General features: G+C 68.7%; 18 protein-coding genes. 9 read left to right on the top strand and 9 right to left on the bottom strand.

The genetic code is table 11. From position 1 onward, the window contains the following. Positions 1-48: 48 nt before the first annotated feature. From SSP29_RS18040 to SSP29_RS18025, 4 genes are all read left to right on the top strand, one after another. Complete coding sequence (locus SSP29_RS18040; RefSeq protein WP_089101738.1) at positions 49-1221, top strand: S1C family serine protease; 1173 nt, start codon at positions 49-51, stop codon at positions 1219-1221. A gap of 35 nt (positions 1222-1256) precedes the next feature. Next, a complete protein-coding gene (locus SSP29_RS18035) occupies positions 1257-1490 on the top strand; it encodes a hypothetical protein (protein WP_089101737.1) in 234 nt (77 codons plus the stop codon). A gap of 102 nt (positions 1491-1592) precedes the next feature. Next, complete coding sequence (locus SSP29_RS18030; RefSeq protein ID WP_089101736.1) at positions 1593-2327, top strand: response regulator transcription factor; 735 nt, start codon at positions 1593-1595, stop codon at positions 2325-2327. After that, complete coding sequence (locus SSP29_RS18025) at positions 2324-3772, top strand: HAMP domain-containing sensor histidine kinase (protein WP_089101735.1); 1449 nt, start codon at positions 2324-2326, stop codon at positions 3770-3772. The genes SSP29_RS18030 and SSP29_RS18025 overlap by 4 nt, the downstream gene beginning before the upstream one ends. Before the next feature lie 1074 nt (positions 3773-4846). Here the strand turns inward: SSP29_RS18025 and SSP29_RS18020 are convergent. The 4 genes from SSP29_RS18020 to SSP29_RS18005 all read right to left on the bottom strand — a co-directional run bounded on the left by SSP29_RS18020 (position 4847) and on the right by SSP29_RS18005 (position 6735). Then, entirely contained in the window at positions 4847-5209 is a 363-nt protein-coding gene (locus SSP29_RS18020) for a hypothetical protein (protein ID WP_089101734.1), read from the bottom strand. Beyond that, entirely contained in the window at positions 5206-5556 is a 351-nt protein-coding gene (locus tag SSP29_RS18015) for a DUF6247 family protein (RefSeq protein ID WP_089101733.1), read from the bottom strand. The genes SSP29_RS18020 and SSP29_RS18015 overlap by 4 nt, the downstream gene beginning before the upstream one ends. A gap of 136 nt (positions 5557-5692) precedes the next feature. After that, entirely contained in the window at positions 5693-5914 is a 222-nt protein-coding gene (locus SSP29_RS18010) for a DUF397 domain-containing protein (RefSeq protein ID WP_089101732.1), read from the bottom strand. Further along, positions 5911-6735 carry a helix-turn-helix domain-containing protein gene (locus SSP29_RS18005; RefSeq protein WP_089101731.1) on the bottom strand — a complete coding sequence of 275 codons (825 nt, stop codon included), beginning with the start codon at positions 6733-6735 and terminating at the stop codon, positions 5911-5913. The genes SSP29_RS18010 and SSP29_RS18005 overlap by 4 nt, the downstream gene beginning before the upstream one ends. A gap of 117 nt (positions 6736-6852) precedes the next feature. On the opposite strand from SSP29_RS18005, the gene SSP29_RS18000 reads away from it, so the two are divergent. Beyond that, on the top strand, positions 6853-7128 hold the full coding sequence (locus SSP29_RS18000) for a hypothetical protein (RefSeq protein WP_089101730.1): 276 nt from the start codon (positions 6853-6855) through the stop codon (positions 7126-7128). A 15-nt stretch (positions 7129-7143) separates the two neighbouring features. Here SSP29_RS18000 and SSP29_RS17995 read toward each other — a convergent pair whose 3' ends face one another. Together SSP29_RS17995 and SSP29_RS17990 are read right to left on the bottom strand one after the other, a co-directional pair. Further along, positions 7144-7542, bottom strand: coding sequence for a PIN domain-containing protein (locus SSP29_RS17995; protein WP_089101729.1), 399 nt, complete (start codon positions 7540-7542; stop codon positions 7144-7146). Next, positions 7539-7829 (bottom strand): hypothetical protein, encoded by a 291-nt coding sequence (locus SSP29_RS17990; protein WP_089101728.1) that lies wholly within the window; start codon positions 7827-7829, stop codon positions 7539-7541. The genes SSP29_RS17995 and SSP29_RS17990 overlap by 4 nt, the downstream gene beginning before the upstream one ends. Before the next feature lie 136 nt (positions 7830-7965). On the opposite strand from SSP29_RS17990, the gene SSP29_RS17985 reads away from it, so the two are divergent. Continuing rightward, entirely contained in the window at positions 7966-8418 is a 453-nt protein-coding gene (locus tag SSP29_RS17985) for a hypothetical protein (RefSeq protein WP_145968913.1), read from the top strand. A gap of 42 nt (positions 8419-8460) precedes the next feature. Here the strand turns inward: SSP29_RS17985 and SSP29_RS55770 are convergent, their stop codons facing one another. Continuing rightward, positions 8461-8883, bottom strand: a complete 423-nt coding sequence (locus tag SSP29_RS55770; protein ID WP_089101726.1) for an organic hydroperoxide resistance protein — start codon at positions 8881-8883, stop codon at positions 8461-8463. An 11-nt stretch (positions 8884-8894) separates the two neighbouring features. Next, complete coding sequence (locus SSP29_RS17975) at positions 8895-9812, bottom strand: helix-turn-helix transcriptional regulator (RefSeq protein ID WP_089101725.1); 918 nt, start codon at positions 9810-9812, stop codon at positions 8895-8897. A gap of 170 nt (positions 9813-9982) precedes the next feature. Here SSP29_RS17975 and SSP29_RS17970 point away from each other — a divergent pair, with 170 nt between their 5' ends. The 3 genes from SSP29_RS17970 (at position 9983) to SSP29_RS17960 (ending at position 12215) form a co-directional block, all read left to right on the top strand. Continuing rightward, positions 9983-10726 carry a PH domain-containing protein gene (locus SSP29_RS17970; RefSeq protein WP_089101724.1) on the top strand — a complete coding sequence of 248 codons (744 nt, stop codon included), beginning with the start codon at positions 9983-9985 and terminating at the stop codon, positions 10724-10726. 75 nt (positions 10727-10801) lie between these two features. Continuing rightward, positions 10802-11404, top strand: a complete 603-nt coding sequence (locus SSP29_RS17965; protein ID WP_145968912.1) for a PH domain-containing protein — start codon at positions 10802-10804, stop codon at positions 11402-11404. Between the two features lie 88 nt (positions 11405-11492). After that, on the top strand, positions 11493-12215 hold the full coding sequence (locus SSP29_RS17960; RefSeq protein ID WP_089101722.1) for a response regulator transcription factor: 723 nt from the start codon (positions 11493-11495) through the stop codon (positions 12213-12215). A gap of 15 nt (positions 12216-12230) precedes the next feature. Here the strand turns inward: SSP29_RS17960 and SSP29_RS17955 are convergent, their stop codons facing one another. Then, on the bottom strand, positions 12231-14018 hold the full coding sequence (locus SSP29_RS17955) for an ABC transporter ATP-binding protein (RefSeq protein ID WP_089101721.1): 1788 nt from the start codon (positions 14016-14018) through the stop codon (positions 12231-12233). Positions 14019-14809 lie beyond the last annotated feature (791 nt).

The raw sequence follows: 14809 nt of genomic DNA, 5'->3' as shown, positions 1-14809 counted from the left end.
CAGCGGGCACTCAGGAGGCTCTCATGGTCGCGGGACAAGCTATTTGTCATGACCGAGAGCTTCCGCCGCAGCGGCGAGTACGAGAACCCGCAGGGTCCCCAGGGTGACGCCTACCAGGGCGCGTACCCCCAGCAGCAGCACGCCTCCTCCCCCGTGAACCCGGAGTGGCCGCCCCCGCCCACCCACCAGCCGGCGCAGCAGCCGGCGGCCGCGGAGCCGGCGGCGGACGGCGGCGGTCAGGGCGGCTACGGCGGCGGTACGGCCGTACTCCCCACCGTCGGCCCCGAGGCGGAGCACCCCGCGGAGCACCCGGAGCACTCGGCCCACGCCAAGAAGAAGCGCACCCGGGGCCCGATAGCCCTCCTCGCCGCGGTCGCGATCGTCGCGGCGGCCGTCGGCGGCGGCACCGCGTACGCCTTCCAGGAGCTGACCGGCAAGAACAACGTCGTCTCCAGCAGCACCACCACCAACGTGGTGCCCTCCAGCAAGAAGGGTGACGTCGCCGCGATCGCCGCCGCCGTCAGCCCGAGCGTCGTCGAGGTGAACGCGACCCTCAGCAACGGCACCTCCACGGGTTCCGGCATCATCATCACCAGCGACGGCGAGATCATCACCAACAACCACGTCATCTCCGGCGCCCAGTCGATCAAGGTCTCCACCAGCAACGGCAAGTCGTACACCGCGAAGGTCGTCGGCACCGACAGCTCCAAGGACCTCGCCCTCCTCAAGCTTGAGGGCGCCTCCGGCCTCCAGGTCGCCACCCTCGGCAACTCCGACGGGGTCCAGGTCGGCGACTCGGTCGTGGCGATCGGCTCCCCCGAGGGCCTGACCGGCACCGTCACCAGCGGCATCGTCTCCGCGCTCAACCGGGACGTCACCGTCTCCACCGACGAGGGCCAGCAGCAGCAACAGCAGGGCAGCGGCGGCAGCGGCCAGTGGCCGTTCTCCTTCGGCGGCCAGCAGTTCAACGGTGACACCGGTTCGTCCACCACGACCTACAAGGCGATCCAGACCGACGCGTCCCTCAACCCCGGCAACTCCGGCGGCGCCCTGATCGACGCCAGCGGCGACATCGTCGGCATCAACTCGGCGATGTACTCGGCCAGTTCGGGCTCCTCGTCGTCCTCCTCGGACGCCGGCAGCGTCGGCCTCGGCTTCGCCATCCCGATCAACACCGTCAAGTCCGACCTGGCCAAGCTGCGGGCGGGCTCCACCAGCTGAGCAACAGCACTGCACCAAGAGCAAGGGAGTACGTCATGATCAAGCAGGTTTCGCACACGATGGCCGCCGACAGCCCGGCCGGTTTCAGCCTGGCCCTTGCCGTGGCGTACGAGCTCCACGCCCCGACGGAGGCGACGGTGGCCCCGACCCCGGCCCCGCGCGCCCCGGAGGTCGCGCCGGCTCCGCAGCTGATGGGCCTGCGTACCTCCGCGGCCCGGCCGCACCAGCGCAAGGTGCCGCTGAGCCGCATGACCCTGGTACGCGGCTAGGGGCGTTCCGCCCCACCAGCGTGCATACCCGACAGCCCGGAAACATGCGAGGCTGAGAGGCGTCCCGACCACGAACCACCGCACCCTGAGGAACCGCGAGCGATGAGCCCCGCCGATGGCGACCGTGAACCCCAGCGCATCCTGATCGTCGACGACGAGCCGGCCGTACGCGAAGCCCTCCAGCGCAGCCTGGCCTTCGAGGGGTACGAGACCGAGGTCGCGGTCGACGGCGCGGACGCGCTGGAGAAGGCGACCGCCTACAAGCCGGACCTGATCGTCCTCGACATCCAGATGCCCCGCATGGACGGCATGACGGCCGCCCGTCGCATCCGCGGGGCCGGCGACACCACCCCGATCCTGATGCTGACGGCCCGCGACACGGTCGGCGACCGCGTCACCGGGCTCGACGCCGGGGCCGACGACTACCTGGTCAAGCCGTTCGAACTCGACGAACTCTTCGCCCGCATCCGAGCCCTCCTCCGCCGCAGCTCCTACGCGGCCACGCTCGCCGACGGCGTCCAGGAGGACGAGGCGCTCACCTTCGGCGACCTGCGCATGGACCTGGCGACCCGTGAGGTCACCCGGTCCGGCCGCCAGGTCGAGCTGACCCGCACGGAGTTCACGCTCCTGGAGATGTTCATGGCGCACCCGCGCCAGGTCCTCACCCGCGAGCAGATCCTGAAGGCCGTCTGGGGCTTCGACTTCGAACCGTCGTCGAACTCGTTGGACGTCTACGTCATGTACCTCCGCCGCAAGACCGAGGCCGGCGGCGAGCCGCGCCTCGTCCACACCGTGCGCGGCGTCGGGTACGTCCTGCGCCAGGGCGGCGCCGAGTGAACAGGCTCGCCCGCCGCTTCCGCAACCTCCCGCTCCGGTCCCGCCTGTCGATGCTGGTCGCGGCGGCGGTGGCGTTCGCGGTGGCGGCGGTTTCGGTGACTTGCTGGTTCATTGTGCAGGGGAAGTTGTACGACCAGCTGGAACAGGACCTGCAGCGAGGCTTGAAGGGGCCCCAGCAGTACGGTCTCGCCCAGATCGCCCTCAACAACTGCACCACGACACCGCAGGGCAACTCCGCCTTCCGGAACAACTACTCCCAGGTCGTCACGGATACCGGGAAGATCTGCGTCTCGGACGACTCCTCCGGCTCCATCAAGGTCACCCAGGGCGACAAGGACACGATCAAGAGCGGGAACACCGAGAAGCTCTTCTTCCGCGACGGTACCGACAGTGACGGCAACGCCGTTCGCGTGATGATCCATCCGCTGGGCACCACCCGCAACAACACCACTGGTGCGCTCGGTCCCAGTGTCGGGTTCATGGTCGCCGTGCCCCTCAAAGGCACCCAGAACACGCTGAACGACCTCGCCCTGCTCCTTCTCCTCGTCTCCGGCGTAGGAGTCCTCGGCGCCGGCGCCGCCGGTCTCGCCGTAGCCCGAGCCGGTCTCCGCCCCGTCGACAAACTCACCGAGGCCGTCGAGCACGTAGCCCGTACCGAGGACCTGAGCGTCCGCATCCCGGTGGAGGAGGAGTCGGACGACGAGATCGCCCGGCTGTCCCGCTCCTTCAACAGCATGACCAGCTCGCTGGCGAACTCCCGGGAACTGCAACAACAGCTCATCGCGGACGCCGGCCACGAACTCCGCACCCCCCTCACCTCGCTCCGCACGAACATCGAACTCCTCACCCGGAGTGAGGAGACGGGCCGCCCGATCCCCCCGGCGGACCGCAAGGCGCTGCTCGCCTCGGTGAAGGCGCAGATGACGGAGTTGGCGTCGCTGATCGGCGATCTTCAGGAGCTGTCCCGCTCGGAGGGGCAGCGCGGTGAGCGCGTGCAGATCGTGGCCCTTCAGGACACGGTCGAGGCGGCCCTGCGCCGCGCCCGCCTGCGCGGCCCGGAGCTGACGATCACGGCGGACGTCCAGCCGTGGTTCGTCCGGGCGGAGCCCTCCGCCCTGGAGCGGGCGATAGTCAACATCCTCGACAACGCGGTGAAGTTCAGCCCGGAGGGCGGCAAGATCGAGGTCACCCTCGAACGCGGCATCCTCACCGTCCGCGACCACGGCCCCGGCATCCCCGAGGACGAACTCCCCCACGTCTTCGACCGCTTCTGGCGCTCCCCGAGCGCGAGGGCTCTCCCCGGCTCGGGCCTGGGCCTGTCCATCGTGGCCCGCACGGTCCAGCAGGCGGGCGGCGATGTCACCCTGGCCCGCGCGAACGGCGGCGGAACGATGGCGACGGTACGACTGCCGGGGGCACCTACGGCACCGCCGGAGGCGGCGTGAGTCGTTTCCTCAAGGCGAGGCTATTCGCACGATGGCGACCAGTAGCGGGCATCAGCCCCGCAGAACAGTCGCGTTCAGTGCCATCTCATGCGACTGCTGCGACCTCGCCCGAGATCTAAAGACGCTGGTGCCAGAACCGACCTTCCAACGCGACACATCAGGCCTTCCAGAGCAGACCAAGATTCACCACATGTTCAACACGGAACAAGTTGAACAGCATTGACCAACACAGGTACCACACGGAATCATCGCGTTCATGACATCCTGGAGATCCGCTTTGCGCGTCGGTGTTCCCACCGGGCTCGCCGCGTTCGCGCTCACCATCGCAGGAGCCCTGTCCACTGCCTCGGCAGCGACTAACTGGACATACGTCGAAGACTTCTACAATGACTGCCTGAAGGTCACCAGTTCCACACCCTTTCACGGTTCATGTTCCGGTGGATCGTCGACTTTGTGGCATTGGGGTACCGAGTCAAACAGCTGGCAAGGTCACACGATGCGGCGGCTGGTAAGCAACTTCACGGGCGACTGCCTCACAACCGCAGACAACCCCGGCGGGAACTCAGTCTGGCTGAGCCCGTGTGGAGGTGACCGTTCCGGACAGTTCTGGACGGCAGATAACTCCAGGATACAGAACCAGAATGCGAACTTCCTATGGGCGGAAGACGCCGGCCTGCTCCAATCGGGGTCAATTATCGTGGATAAGTGGACGGGAACCCACGACTGATCAGCATGCTGGTGCTACAGGCGAAAGCATTCATCCGTAAGCCCTCGCCTGACATGCCCAGACGGCCAGCACGCCGACGAAGAGAGAATCCGACACTAAGGCGCCCCCAGCAAGCCCCTTTCACTCTGTGCCCCAGGAGTGAAATAGCAAGTTGAGCGGCGTGAAGACACATCAGAGCCCCTCGCCGTTAGCGTGGCGGTCTCGCTCACCCCACCGCGGCTGAGGGGCTCTGTTGGTTCTGTATCCATTCCAGTTCGATATGCCGTTCGAGCTGGTGGAGCACGTCTCGTGGCTAATCTACACGCGAGGCCTGAACCAACTCCACTCTCTCTGACGGAAGCGCTGCTTCAATCAGGCTCTGCCGGAAGTCCCGTAAGTGGTTCGCCTTCCTGCCAGAAGATCTCTTCCACCACGATCTGTGGATCTTCGGTCCGACGGACGAAGGTGTACTTCAGCCAGCCGTACCCGTCATCGAAGAAACACATATGGCGGCCCCTCGGATCAGTGGACCGGTCCGGTCTGACCCTCATGCCGTCGGGAAGCCCGGCATCGGCGTCGATACCTCGAAAATACGGGTCCTTCGCGGTGACCAGTTCACCGCGCACAGCCAGGACGACCTCGCGAACGTCGTCGGGCAGTGCCTCGAAACCGGCTAGGGCGTCGTTCCGCCAGTCCATCTGCCACGGCGGCCCCATGAAACCATCAGTCACTCGCCGGGCCCCAGTTCTCGGACCCGGTAATGAATCTTCGCTGCCTCTTCAAGGAGTGCCTTGGCTTCGGCGCTGTCGGTGCACTCGTACGCGGCTCGATGTTCGAGATCGCGCACGTGCGCGTCCAGCTTGGGGTCACGGGCGATGGCGTACGCGCCCCACCACCGGGCCATGAACGCAGGCACAGGGCCGAGGTCGTAGGCGTCGCCGATCGCCCACTTCCAATGCTCTTCGAAGTCAAGGAGAAGCTCCGGAGTGTGCTTGGCGATGGCTGCCCGCAGAGCATCCGGCGTCCGCTCCGGCATCGGCGGGATGACCTGGTCGTTCTCCGTGGCGTAAGCGGTCATGACCGATGCCCTCCTTCGGCGCTTCAGGTCTACGACCATAGCCGCCCCGCGCTCCGTGGATCAGTCGTTCGTGTCGTGGTCACGGGATCCAGCGTGTGGGCGGCAACGCCTCGGACATCAGGGCTCAGGACATATGTCACCCGAATGTGCGCCGATGCGCCTCCCCCTTGACCCCGTCCACGAACACGGACCAGGACACGGCCGAGAAGACGAGAGGGCGGACGGCCGGGAGCTTGCTGTCCCGGACCGGGACTATGCCGGGGTGGCCGTCGGCGACCTCGACGCAGTTGTTGTCTCCCCCGTCGCTGTAGCTCGACTTGCGCCACACGGAGTTACCGAGGTCGGGGGTGCGGGTCATGATCCGTGCTCCTCCAGTAGGTCCCTCATGAACGCGAGTGAGTCCCGCGGGGACAGTGCCAGGTCGCGAAGCCGATCGTAGGACAGTCGCTCCCGCAGGATCTCGTCCGGATCTTCGAACAACCAACCCTTGCTGTTGCCTTCCGTGTAGGCGACAGCGCTTCCGTCCCGCTGCCAGAGCAGCGTCAGCGACCCGCTCATATGGTGATGCGCCCCCGCAGAGAAGGGGAGTACCTGGAGCGTCACGTTGGGCCACAGCGCGGCGGCCTCAAGATGACGCAGTTGGTCCTGCCAGGTCTCGCCCTGGGCGGCGGGGCGCCGGAACGCGAACTCGTCCACGATGACCCGGACTTCGGGCTGCGGCTTCTGCCTCAGGAGGTACTGCCTGCCCAGTCGGGCCGCCACCTGTTCCTCGACCGACTCGTCTCCGGCTGCCGTTGCCAGCGCCCCGGACAACACGTCACGAGCGAAGTCCTCGGTCTGCAGAAGTCCGGGAATGCCCGGCGAGAACTTCCACATGACCCGCGCCGTCGCCTCCAGCGCCATGAACTCCTTGTACTGGTCCTTGAACGCGTCCAGCCGCGCCACCTTCCAGTGGCTGACCAGCAGGTCGCCCGTGCCGTAGTACCCGTCCAGGTCCTCCATGACGGTCACCTTGGACAACCGTTCCCCGGACTCCAGCCGACTCAGGTAGCTCTTGTCGTACCCCGTCTCGGCGGCCAGCTGCCCCAGCGACTTCCCGGCCTTGTCCCGCAGCACCCTCAGGGTCTGTCCCAGCACGGCCCGCCCGGAAACCGGCACCGTGTCTGCCTGTTCGCCCACGTCACCCCTCCCCGTTGCCGGGAGCCGCCGTCAACGCCGACCCCCTTCCGCAGCGTATGGGCCAGCTGTGACGATCGGGACACGAACAGTGATCACCCCACTCCAAAGGACCCCGGCATGCGCCTCCTCCCCTGGACCAACCTCGACGGCCGCCCCTGCTACCTCAGCACCGACGACGACCGGAGCAGTCTCTCCCTCCTCGCGGACAGCGTCGAGGTGGCTCAACTCGCCTCGGGCAAGGACGTTCTCGGCGGGGCCAGGGCCGTACTGGCGGACGACAGGGCGGGCGAGTACGCCGTACGATCCGCGCTGACCAGGGCGACCGAGTCCCTGGAGGACGTGATCCGCATCGCGGTCAGCCGGGGCGGGCGCCTGATGGAGCGCGACGGATGAGATCGCGTCCGGGGCTCAGTAGAAGCCGAGCATTCCCGGGGAGTCGATATCGACGGCCACCACTCCCGGCGGGTAGCGATCTTCGCGGTCCGTCAGGAGGATCGACATCCCGTTGAAGTCGGGACGCGGCAGCGCCGCATACAGCGCGTGACAGGTGTCAGCCCCGCCGTATCCGTCTCGGATCAGGGTGCCGACGGTGACTGCTGCGACCGTGTTCAGCTCGTCGACCACGACGGACGAGAACGCGAGGACGCGGCGTGCGACGCCCTCGTCCTCCGACTCAGCCTGCATAAGGCAGACCGCAGGAATACGCAGGAGATCGCCAGGGGTGCGCGCCATGTTCGCAGCCAGGAGGTTCAGCGTCTTGTGGCCGGCCGCCAATGCGCGGGTCGCGCTGGTGTCGAGGATGATCACGCTGCTGTGGCCCCCCTTGCCACGCGCGCCTTTTCCGCGGCGATCCGACGGATGTTGCCCAGCACATCAGGAGCCTGATCGAACTCGTCATCGCTGATATCGAGCCCGATCACGTCCCGCACAACCTGGCGGTCGGCGGCGAGTCGCTCGGCGATCTGCTCAGCCGTGGGCTGCTGGGCTGCAAGTTCGTCTACGAGCTGTCCCAGAGTCAGCCCCCTTTCCTTGGCGATCTGCGCGAGGTGATCTCGGGCCTGCCGGGAGACCTGGATCGTGGTCGTGTCAGTCATGGCTCCACCATAGCCACCCCATAAAACCGACCGAGTCAACTTTCACCCGCTTCACCCGTTCGTGGCGGCCACCCCTCCCCCCGATCCGCCTTGATCCCTCCTTGCCCGTGCTCACCCGGCCGCCCACCCTTGGGGCATGGGGGAGATTCTGGTGAAGAACTCGCGTCGGAAGATCGGGCTGTGGGCCGGGGCCGGGTTCGCGTTTCTGGTCCTCGCCGTGGTGCTTCTCGTCGCGGCGGCGTCGGACTCCGGGTCCGGTGGGGAGCAGGGCGGCTCGGCGCCGTCGACCAGCTGGTACACCACCCAGCCGCAGCAGAGCGTCACGGCCTCGGCCCCGGGCGAACCGTCGGAGGAGCCGACCGACGAGCCGACCGCTCCGGCCGGCCCCCTCCCCGTCGTCACGCAGACCGTGATCTCCGTGAGTCCCGGCGGCGGGGACGGAGGCGGCGGCAATGACGTGGTCGCCTCCATCGGCACCCTGCTCAGCGGTCTCGCCGCCGTCGGCACCCTGCTGCACGCCGTTCAGCTCAGCCGCCAGAACCGCAGGCCCGACCCGGAGTCCGAACCGACCCCGGCGCCCCCTTCCTGATCAGTCCCCCTGGCAACCTTTCCCCGGCCTGGCCACCTGCGCTCAGACCGTCGCTTCGAGGGTGACCGAGATGTTTCCTCGGGTGGCGTTGGAGTACGGGCACACCTGGTGGGTGGTCTCCACGAGCTGGTCGGCGGTGGCCTGTTCCAGGCCGGGCAGGTGCGCCGCCAGTGCGACCTCCAGCGAGAAGCCCCCGTTGTCCAGGGCGATCAGGCTCACCGTGGACCTGACGGTCGACTCGCTCAGCTTCACCTTCTGCTGCCCTGCTGTCACGCGCAGCCCGTTGTGGAAGCAGGCGGCGTAGCCGGCGGCGAAGAGCTGCTCGGGGTTGGTCCTGTCGCCGCCGGGGCCGCCCATCTCCTTCGGGACCGCGAGGAGTTCGTCGAGCACCCCGTCAGAGGTGCGGACCTCTCCGTTGCGGCCGTCGCCGGTCGAGAGCGCTTCGGTGGTGTACAGCGTGGACAAGGTGTCTCCATTCACAGGTGTTCGGAAACGGCGGACGGGTTGTCGGCCGCCGGAAGAGTGCGCCCGCCCGGGGCAGTGGCCTGGGCGAGCAGGGTCAGCGCGGCCTGCGCGGCGGAACCCGCCACGGCGGTGACCGCGACCAGTCGTTGTCCCTGCCCGTTCGGGACCGGTACGGCCTGCTGGGTGACGTCCATCGGCCCGACGAGCGGATGCCGCATCCGGTAGGCCGCGGTGTCCCAGGCGCGGACCGGGTGTTCGGACCACAGGTCGGTGAACTCCGCGCTGTGCATCACCAGTTCACCGATCAACGCGGCCAGCAGCGGATCGTCGGGGTACCGGCCGACGGCCAGCCGCAGTCTGCCCACCGCGTCTCGGGCCTTCTTCGGCCAGTCCTCGTACAGCTCGCGGGTATGGGCGTCCCGGAAGACCAGCCGTGCGGTGTTCGGACGCCGGGCCGGGTCCTGCGGACTTCCCGGATCGAGGTGCCCGGCGAAGAGCGCATGCCCGGTGCGGTTCCAGGCCAGTACGTCGCTGCGGCGGCCGAGCACGACGACCGGAGTGTCCCCGAAGGCGTCGATCAGCTGCCGGGTCGTCTCGGTGATGCGCTCGGGTGCCGGCGGCTTGCGGGTTCGGTCTCCGCCGCCTCCGCGCCCGGAACCAGTGAGGTCGTACAGGTGACGGTGTTCGGTCTCGTCCAGGCGAAGTGCCCTGGCGAGCGCATCCAGTACCTCCGCCGACGCGCCCCGTGACAGCCCCTGTTCCAGCCGCGTGTAATACGACTCGCTCACCCCCGCCAGCCGGGCGAGCTCGTCCCGGCGCAGGCCCGGCACCCGCCGCCGCTCGTCGAACTCCGGCAACCCGACGTCCGACGGCTGCAGTTGCGCCCGACGCGTCCGCAGGAACCGTCCCAACTGCGACTTGCTCTTCATGGACCTGAGTATGGATACGGGCGGCGGCGCGCGCCTGCCCCTGCCAGTGCCAGGCAATGCGGCAACCGGCTCGGCGGCCGGCCGCCCTCACGTCCTGACGCCACAGAGGGCCGCCTTATCCTCTCCCCAGTCGCGCACTCGTTCGGTGCGCCTGGGGAGGGGCACGAGACGTGGACGAGGGTGGAGTCGAGCGGGAGTACCGGAGGCGGCGCAACCCGCCCCTGGGGCAGTTCCTCCTGCTGGGGCTGATACTGCTGAACGCGCTCATCCAGGCCGGCCGGCTCTCCACCGGCCCCGACGCGAGCAGGTTCCGGTGGGAGCCGCCGGTCATCGTGGGGCTGCTGGTCCTGGCGGTCGCACGGATCGCGCTGGAGCAGTTCCGGGCGTACACCAGGGTCACGACCGCCGGGATCACCGCGCAGGGGCCGCTGCGTTCGCGGACCTGGGCCTGGTCCGAGGTGTACGACATCCGGGTCGAGCAGGCGCCGCGCGGTTCCGGGCGGACGACTCCCCAGTGGCTCACCTACCTGTACGACTTCGAGGGCCGCCGCTTCCTGCTGTGGCATCTCAACGACTGGCAGCTGGACGACCCCTACGCCGAGGTCGCCGAGCTGTGCCTGGCCGCCGCCCCGCACCGCAGCCTCACCTGGGAGCGCCGCCCGGACGTCGAGGAACGGATCCGGCAGGGGGCCGTGCGGCGCAGGGCGTGGACGTGGGGGGCGTGCGGCGGGGTCGTCGTGTTCTTCCTCGCGTTCATGGTCGACATCTGGCGGGTCGTCGTGGGGCGTCCGGACCATCCGTTCGTTCTCATGCTGGTCGTGCCACTGGCCTCGGGCGTCGTCCTGAGCGCCGTCCTCCAGTGGTTCTGGAGCACCCGGCCGCCCCGCTCCGGAGTGGCGCAGGGGCCCAACTGACGTCACAGCGAGCGGTCTTAGACTCTCATCTGTCGTGCACCTGATCGGTGCGCACGTCCGAGGAGGGGGGCCTCGATGGGGGAGGCAGCAGGCGTGGAGCGCGTGTACCGGAGACGGCGCAGGCTCCCGGGGCGGTACTTCGTGGCGGCGGGCGTGACCGTCGGGGTGGCGCTCCTGCAGGTGTACACGGGCGACAGCGGGCTGCGCAGATGGGGCTCACTGGCGTTCGGGCTGATGCTGGTGGCGGTCCTGGTCATGGTCCCCCTGAACCTGCACCGGGCACACACCCGGGTGACGGCCCACGGCATCACCGCGCAGTGGGCCCTGCGCGGACGGACCTGGTCCTGGCAGGAGGTGTACGACATCCGGGTCGAACGCGCCCCGGGCAGGAACGCCGGGACGACGTATCCGGAGTGGATCACCTACCTGTACGACTTCGAGGGCCGTCGGTTCACGCTCCCGCAGCTCAACAACTGGCAGCTGGACGACCCGTACGCCGAGGTCGCCGGCCTCTGTGCGGCCGCCGCCGCGTACCGCGGCCTCGCCTGGGAGCGCCGTCCGGACGTCGAGGAGCGGATCGTACGGCGGATCGCGCGGGGCAAGACGTGGACCGTGGTGGCGGCCTTGGCGCTGACGGCACTGATCATCGCGGTCGTGTTGGCCGTGAACCCGGTGTGACCGCCTGCCCGGCAGCCGTAGCCCATCCACATCCCGCACCCAGGCCCGTCACAGCCCCTCGTCACACTTTTGTCAGATGGCGAGTCAGATGGCGAGGAAGATTTTGCTGGCCGACGACGACGCGGCCGTGCGGGACGGGATCAGCCGGCTGCTCAGGTTCGAGGGGTACGAGACGCTCCTCGCCGGCGACGGCAGAGTGGCCCTGGATCTCCTCGGGGCCCCGGAGAGCGAGCCCGACCTGGTGCTGATGGACGTGGAGATGCCGGGCCTCGACGGTCTGGCGGCCACGCGGCGGATCCGGGCCTCCGGGTCCACCGTGCCCATCCTCATGATCACCGGGCGGAACGCGGTCGGCGACCGCATCGTCGCCCTCGACAACGGCGCGGACGGGTATCTGGCCAAGCCGTTCGCCGCCGAGGAACTCCTCGCCCGGGTACGGGCGTTGCTGCGGCGCAGTCCGCGGCGGGAGGCGCAGCCGGCGGGGGCGGAGGCGGGCGGGGACCGGTTCCTCGGGTACGACGACGTCACGATGGACCTGCGGACCCGGACCGTGCACCGCGGGGACCGGGCCCTCGACCTGACCAAGACCGAGTACGCGCTGCTGGAGTTCCTGCTGCGGTATCCGGGGCGGGTGCTCAGCCGGGAACGGATCCTGCGGGACGTGTGGGGCTTCGAGTTCGCGCCCGCCTCCAACACGCTGGACGTCTACATCATGTACCTGCGGCGGAAACTGGAGAGCCGCGGCGAACCGCGGCTCATCCACACCGTGCGCGGGATGGGGTACACCCTGCGGACGGCTCCTGCCTCCTGAGCTACCGACGTAGCCCTACCACCTGAGGATCATCGTCTCGTCCGGGACCGGCGCCGGTTCCGCCGCGATGGCCTCCGGGAGCGGGTGGGCCAGGGCGGCGTAGGCGCCGCCGCGGGCGAGCAGTTCGGCGTGGGTGCCGGCCTCTACCAGGCGGCCGTGGTCGACGACGAGGATGCGGTCGGCGTCGGGGGCCAGGGTGAGGTCGTGCGTGATCATGATGGTCGTGCGGCCGGCCATGAGCCTGCGCAGCGGGGCCACCACCTGCCGGGCGGCGATCGCGTCCAGGCCCGCCGTCGGCTCGTCGAGGACGAGGACCGGGGCGGCGCGGAGCATCGCACGGGCGATGGCGATCCGCTGGAGCTGGCCTCCGGAGAGGGCGGCCGTGCCCGGGGCGATGTGGGTGTCGTAGCCCTCGGGGAGGGCGGCGATGAAGTCGTGGGCGGCGGCGTCCCTGGCCGCCCGCTCGATCTCCTCGCCACTCGCGCCGGGGCGGCCGCACTCGATGTTCTCGCGGACCGTGCCGTTGAGGATCAGCGTCTGCTGCGGGAGCAGGGCGACGTTCTCGCGGAGGAACTCCAGGGGTACGTCGGCGAGCGGGACGCCGTCCAGGCAGATCACGCCGGCCGAGGGGTCGTAGAAGCGGGTGAGGAGCTTGGAGAGGGTGGACTTGCCGGCGCCGCTCTTGCCCGTGACCAGGACCAGTTCGCCGGGGCCCGCCGCGAAGTCGACGTCGCGGAGCGAGGCGCGGCGGGACTCCGGGTAGCGGAAGGAGACGTTGTGGAAGCTGACCCAGCCGCGGACGGGCCAGGGGCCGACCGGTGCGGCGGGGTCGGCGACGGCGGGTTCGGCGTCCAGGATCTCGCCGATGCGCTCGGCGCCCGCGGTGGCCGCGGTGAGGGTGAGGCCGAGCTGGCCGAGGTTGCGGATCGGCGGGTAGAGGTAGCCGAGGAAGGCGGCGAAGGCGAGGAGCTGGCCGAGGGTCATGCGGTCGGCGGAGATCTCCCAGACGCCCAGGCCGATCACGGCGAGCACGCAGAGGGTCTCGACAACCTCGACGAACTGCGCGTACATCTCGCTGAGCCGGGCCCCGCGCACGCTCGCCCGCATCCAGGCGCGGGCCTCGACGTCCAGGCGCTTCTCCTCGTCCCGGCGGCGGTTGTACGCCTGGGTGAGGACGACGTTGCCGAGGGACTCCTCGACCACGGAGGTGATCGCGCCGTCGGCGACCCGCTCGTCCTGGGAGGCCGTCCTGATCCGGCCGGAGAAGCGGCGGGCGGCGAACAGGAACAGGGGGGCGAGGACGAAGGTGGCCAGCGCCAGGTCCCAGCGCAGCCAGAAGGCGGCCGCCGCGTAGAAGACGGCGGAGAAGGCGGCGGCGACGGTGCCGACGACCCCGGAGACGACCATCTGCTCGATGGCCTCGACGTCACCGGTGAGGCGTTCCACCAGGTCGCCCTGGCGGTGCTGCTGGAAGAAGTGCGGGGGCAGGTCCTGGACGTGCCGGAAGACCTTGGCGCGCAAGCGCAGCACGAATCTCTCGGCGGTCCAGGTGGCCAGCGAGTTGCCGAGGTAGCCGACGAACGCGCCCACCGCGGCGACCAGCAGCCAGGCGCCGGCCGGGCCCCAGAAGGCGGAGAGCGAACCGGCCTGCAGGGCGTTGTCGGTGAGGTCGGCGAAGAGCAGGATCGCGGCGGTCTCGGCGAGCGCGGACACCACGACACACGCGATGATCATCCACAGCCACTTGCGGTCGCCGCGGGTCAGCGGCCAGAAGCGACGGAAGGCCGTACGGGCTTCTCTCATGGTCGGCAACTCCCTTCAGGGGTGTCGGGGGGGCTCGGGGGGTCTCGGGGGGGGCGGACATGGCCGAGGCGGGGCCACCGGTGCGACCACGCGTAACCGGTGACCCCGCCTCACGGCGTTCGTCAGTGCTGGTCGCCGACGGGGCGCTTCGGCTCCGGCTTCTTCGGCGCGGGCTTCTTCGGGGCCGGGGCCGGCTTGCGGTGCTTCTTGACGGGGACGATCTTGTGGAAGCTCATGATGCTGTTCCTCTCGGTCGCGGCTTCTGCCGTGGCTTCTGTCTTGGTTCTGCAACAGTTTCTCTACTGCCTTGCTGCAGCCACCTGTGAATTTATTTGAATTACGTCTGTAAATTCTTTGTCAGCGCTCGTCGCCGACCGGGCGGCGCTTCGGAGCCGGCTTCTTCGGCGCGGGCTTCTTCGGGGCCGGAGCGGGCTTGTGGTGCTTCTTAACGGGGACGATCTTGTGGAAGCTCATGGAAATTCCCTCCTCAGGGCTGGTGACTTAGCGGTTGCCGACGGGGCGCTTGGGCTGGGACTTCTTGCAGTCCTTCTTCTTCGGAGCCGGCTTCGGAGCGGGCTTCTCGGCCTTCTTCACCGGGACGATCTTGTGGAAGCTCATGATCTTCTCCTTCGTTCTGTCGTCCGCGCCGTTCGCTTTCGACATGGAAAACATTACGTGATCCGAGACCCGAAGAAAGCCATTTTCACTTAGACCTCGATGAATTGCGGCTGAGACGAATTTTCAGGAGCAACCGGGAACCGGACACCACCTCACATAGGTTTTATCCAGCG

Source organism: Streptomyces hyaluromycini, from assembly GCF_002217755.1.
GTDB lineage: Bacteria > Actinomycetota > Actinomycetes > Streptomycetales > Streptomycetaceae > Streptomyces > Streptomyces hyaluromycini.
This window is presented reverse-complemented; position numbering and strand designations above follow the sequence as displayed.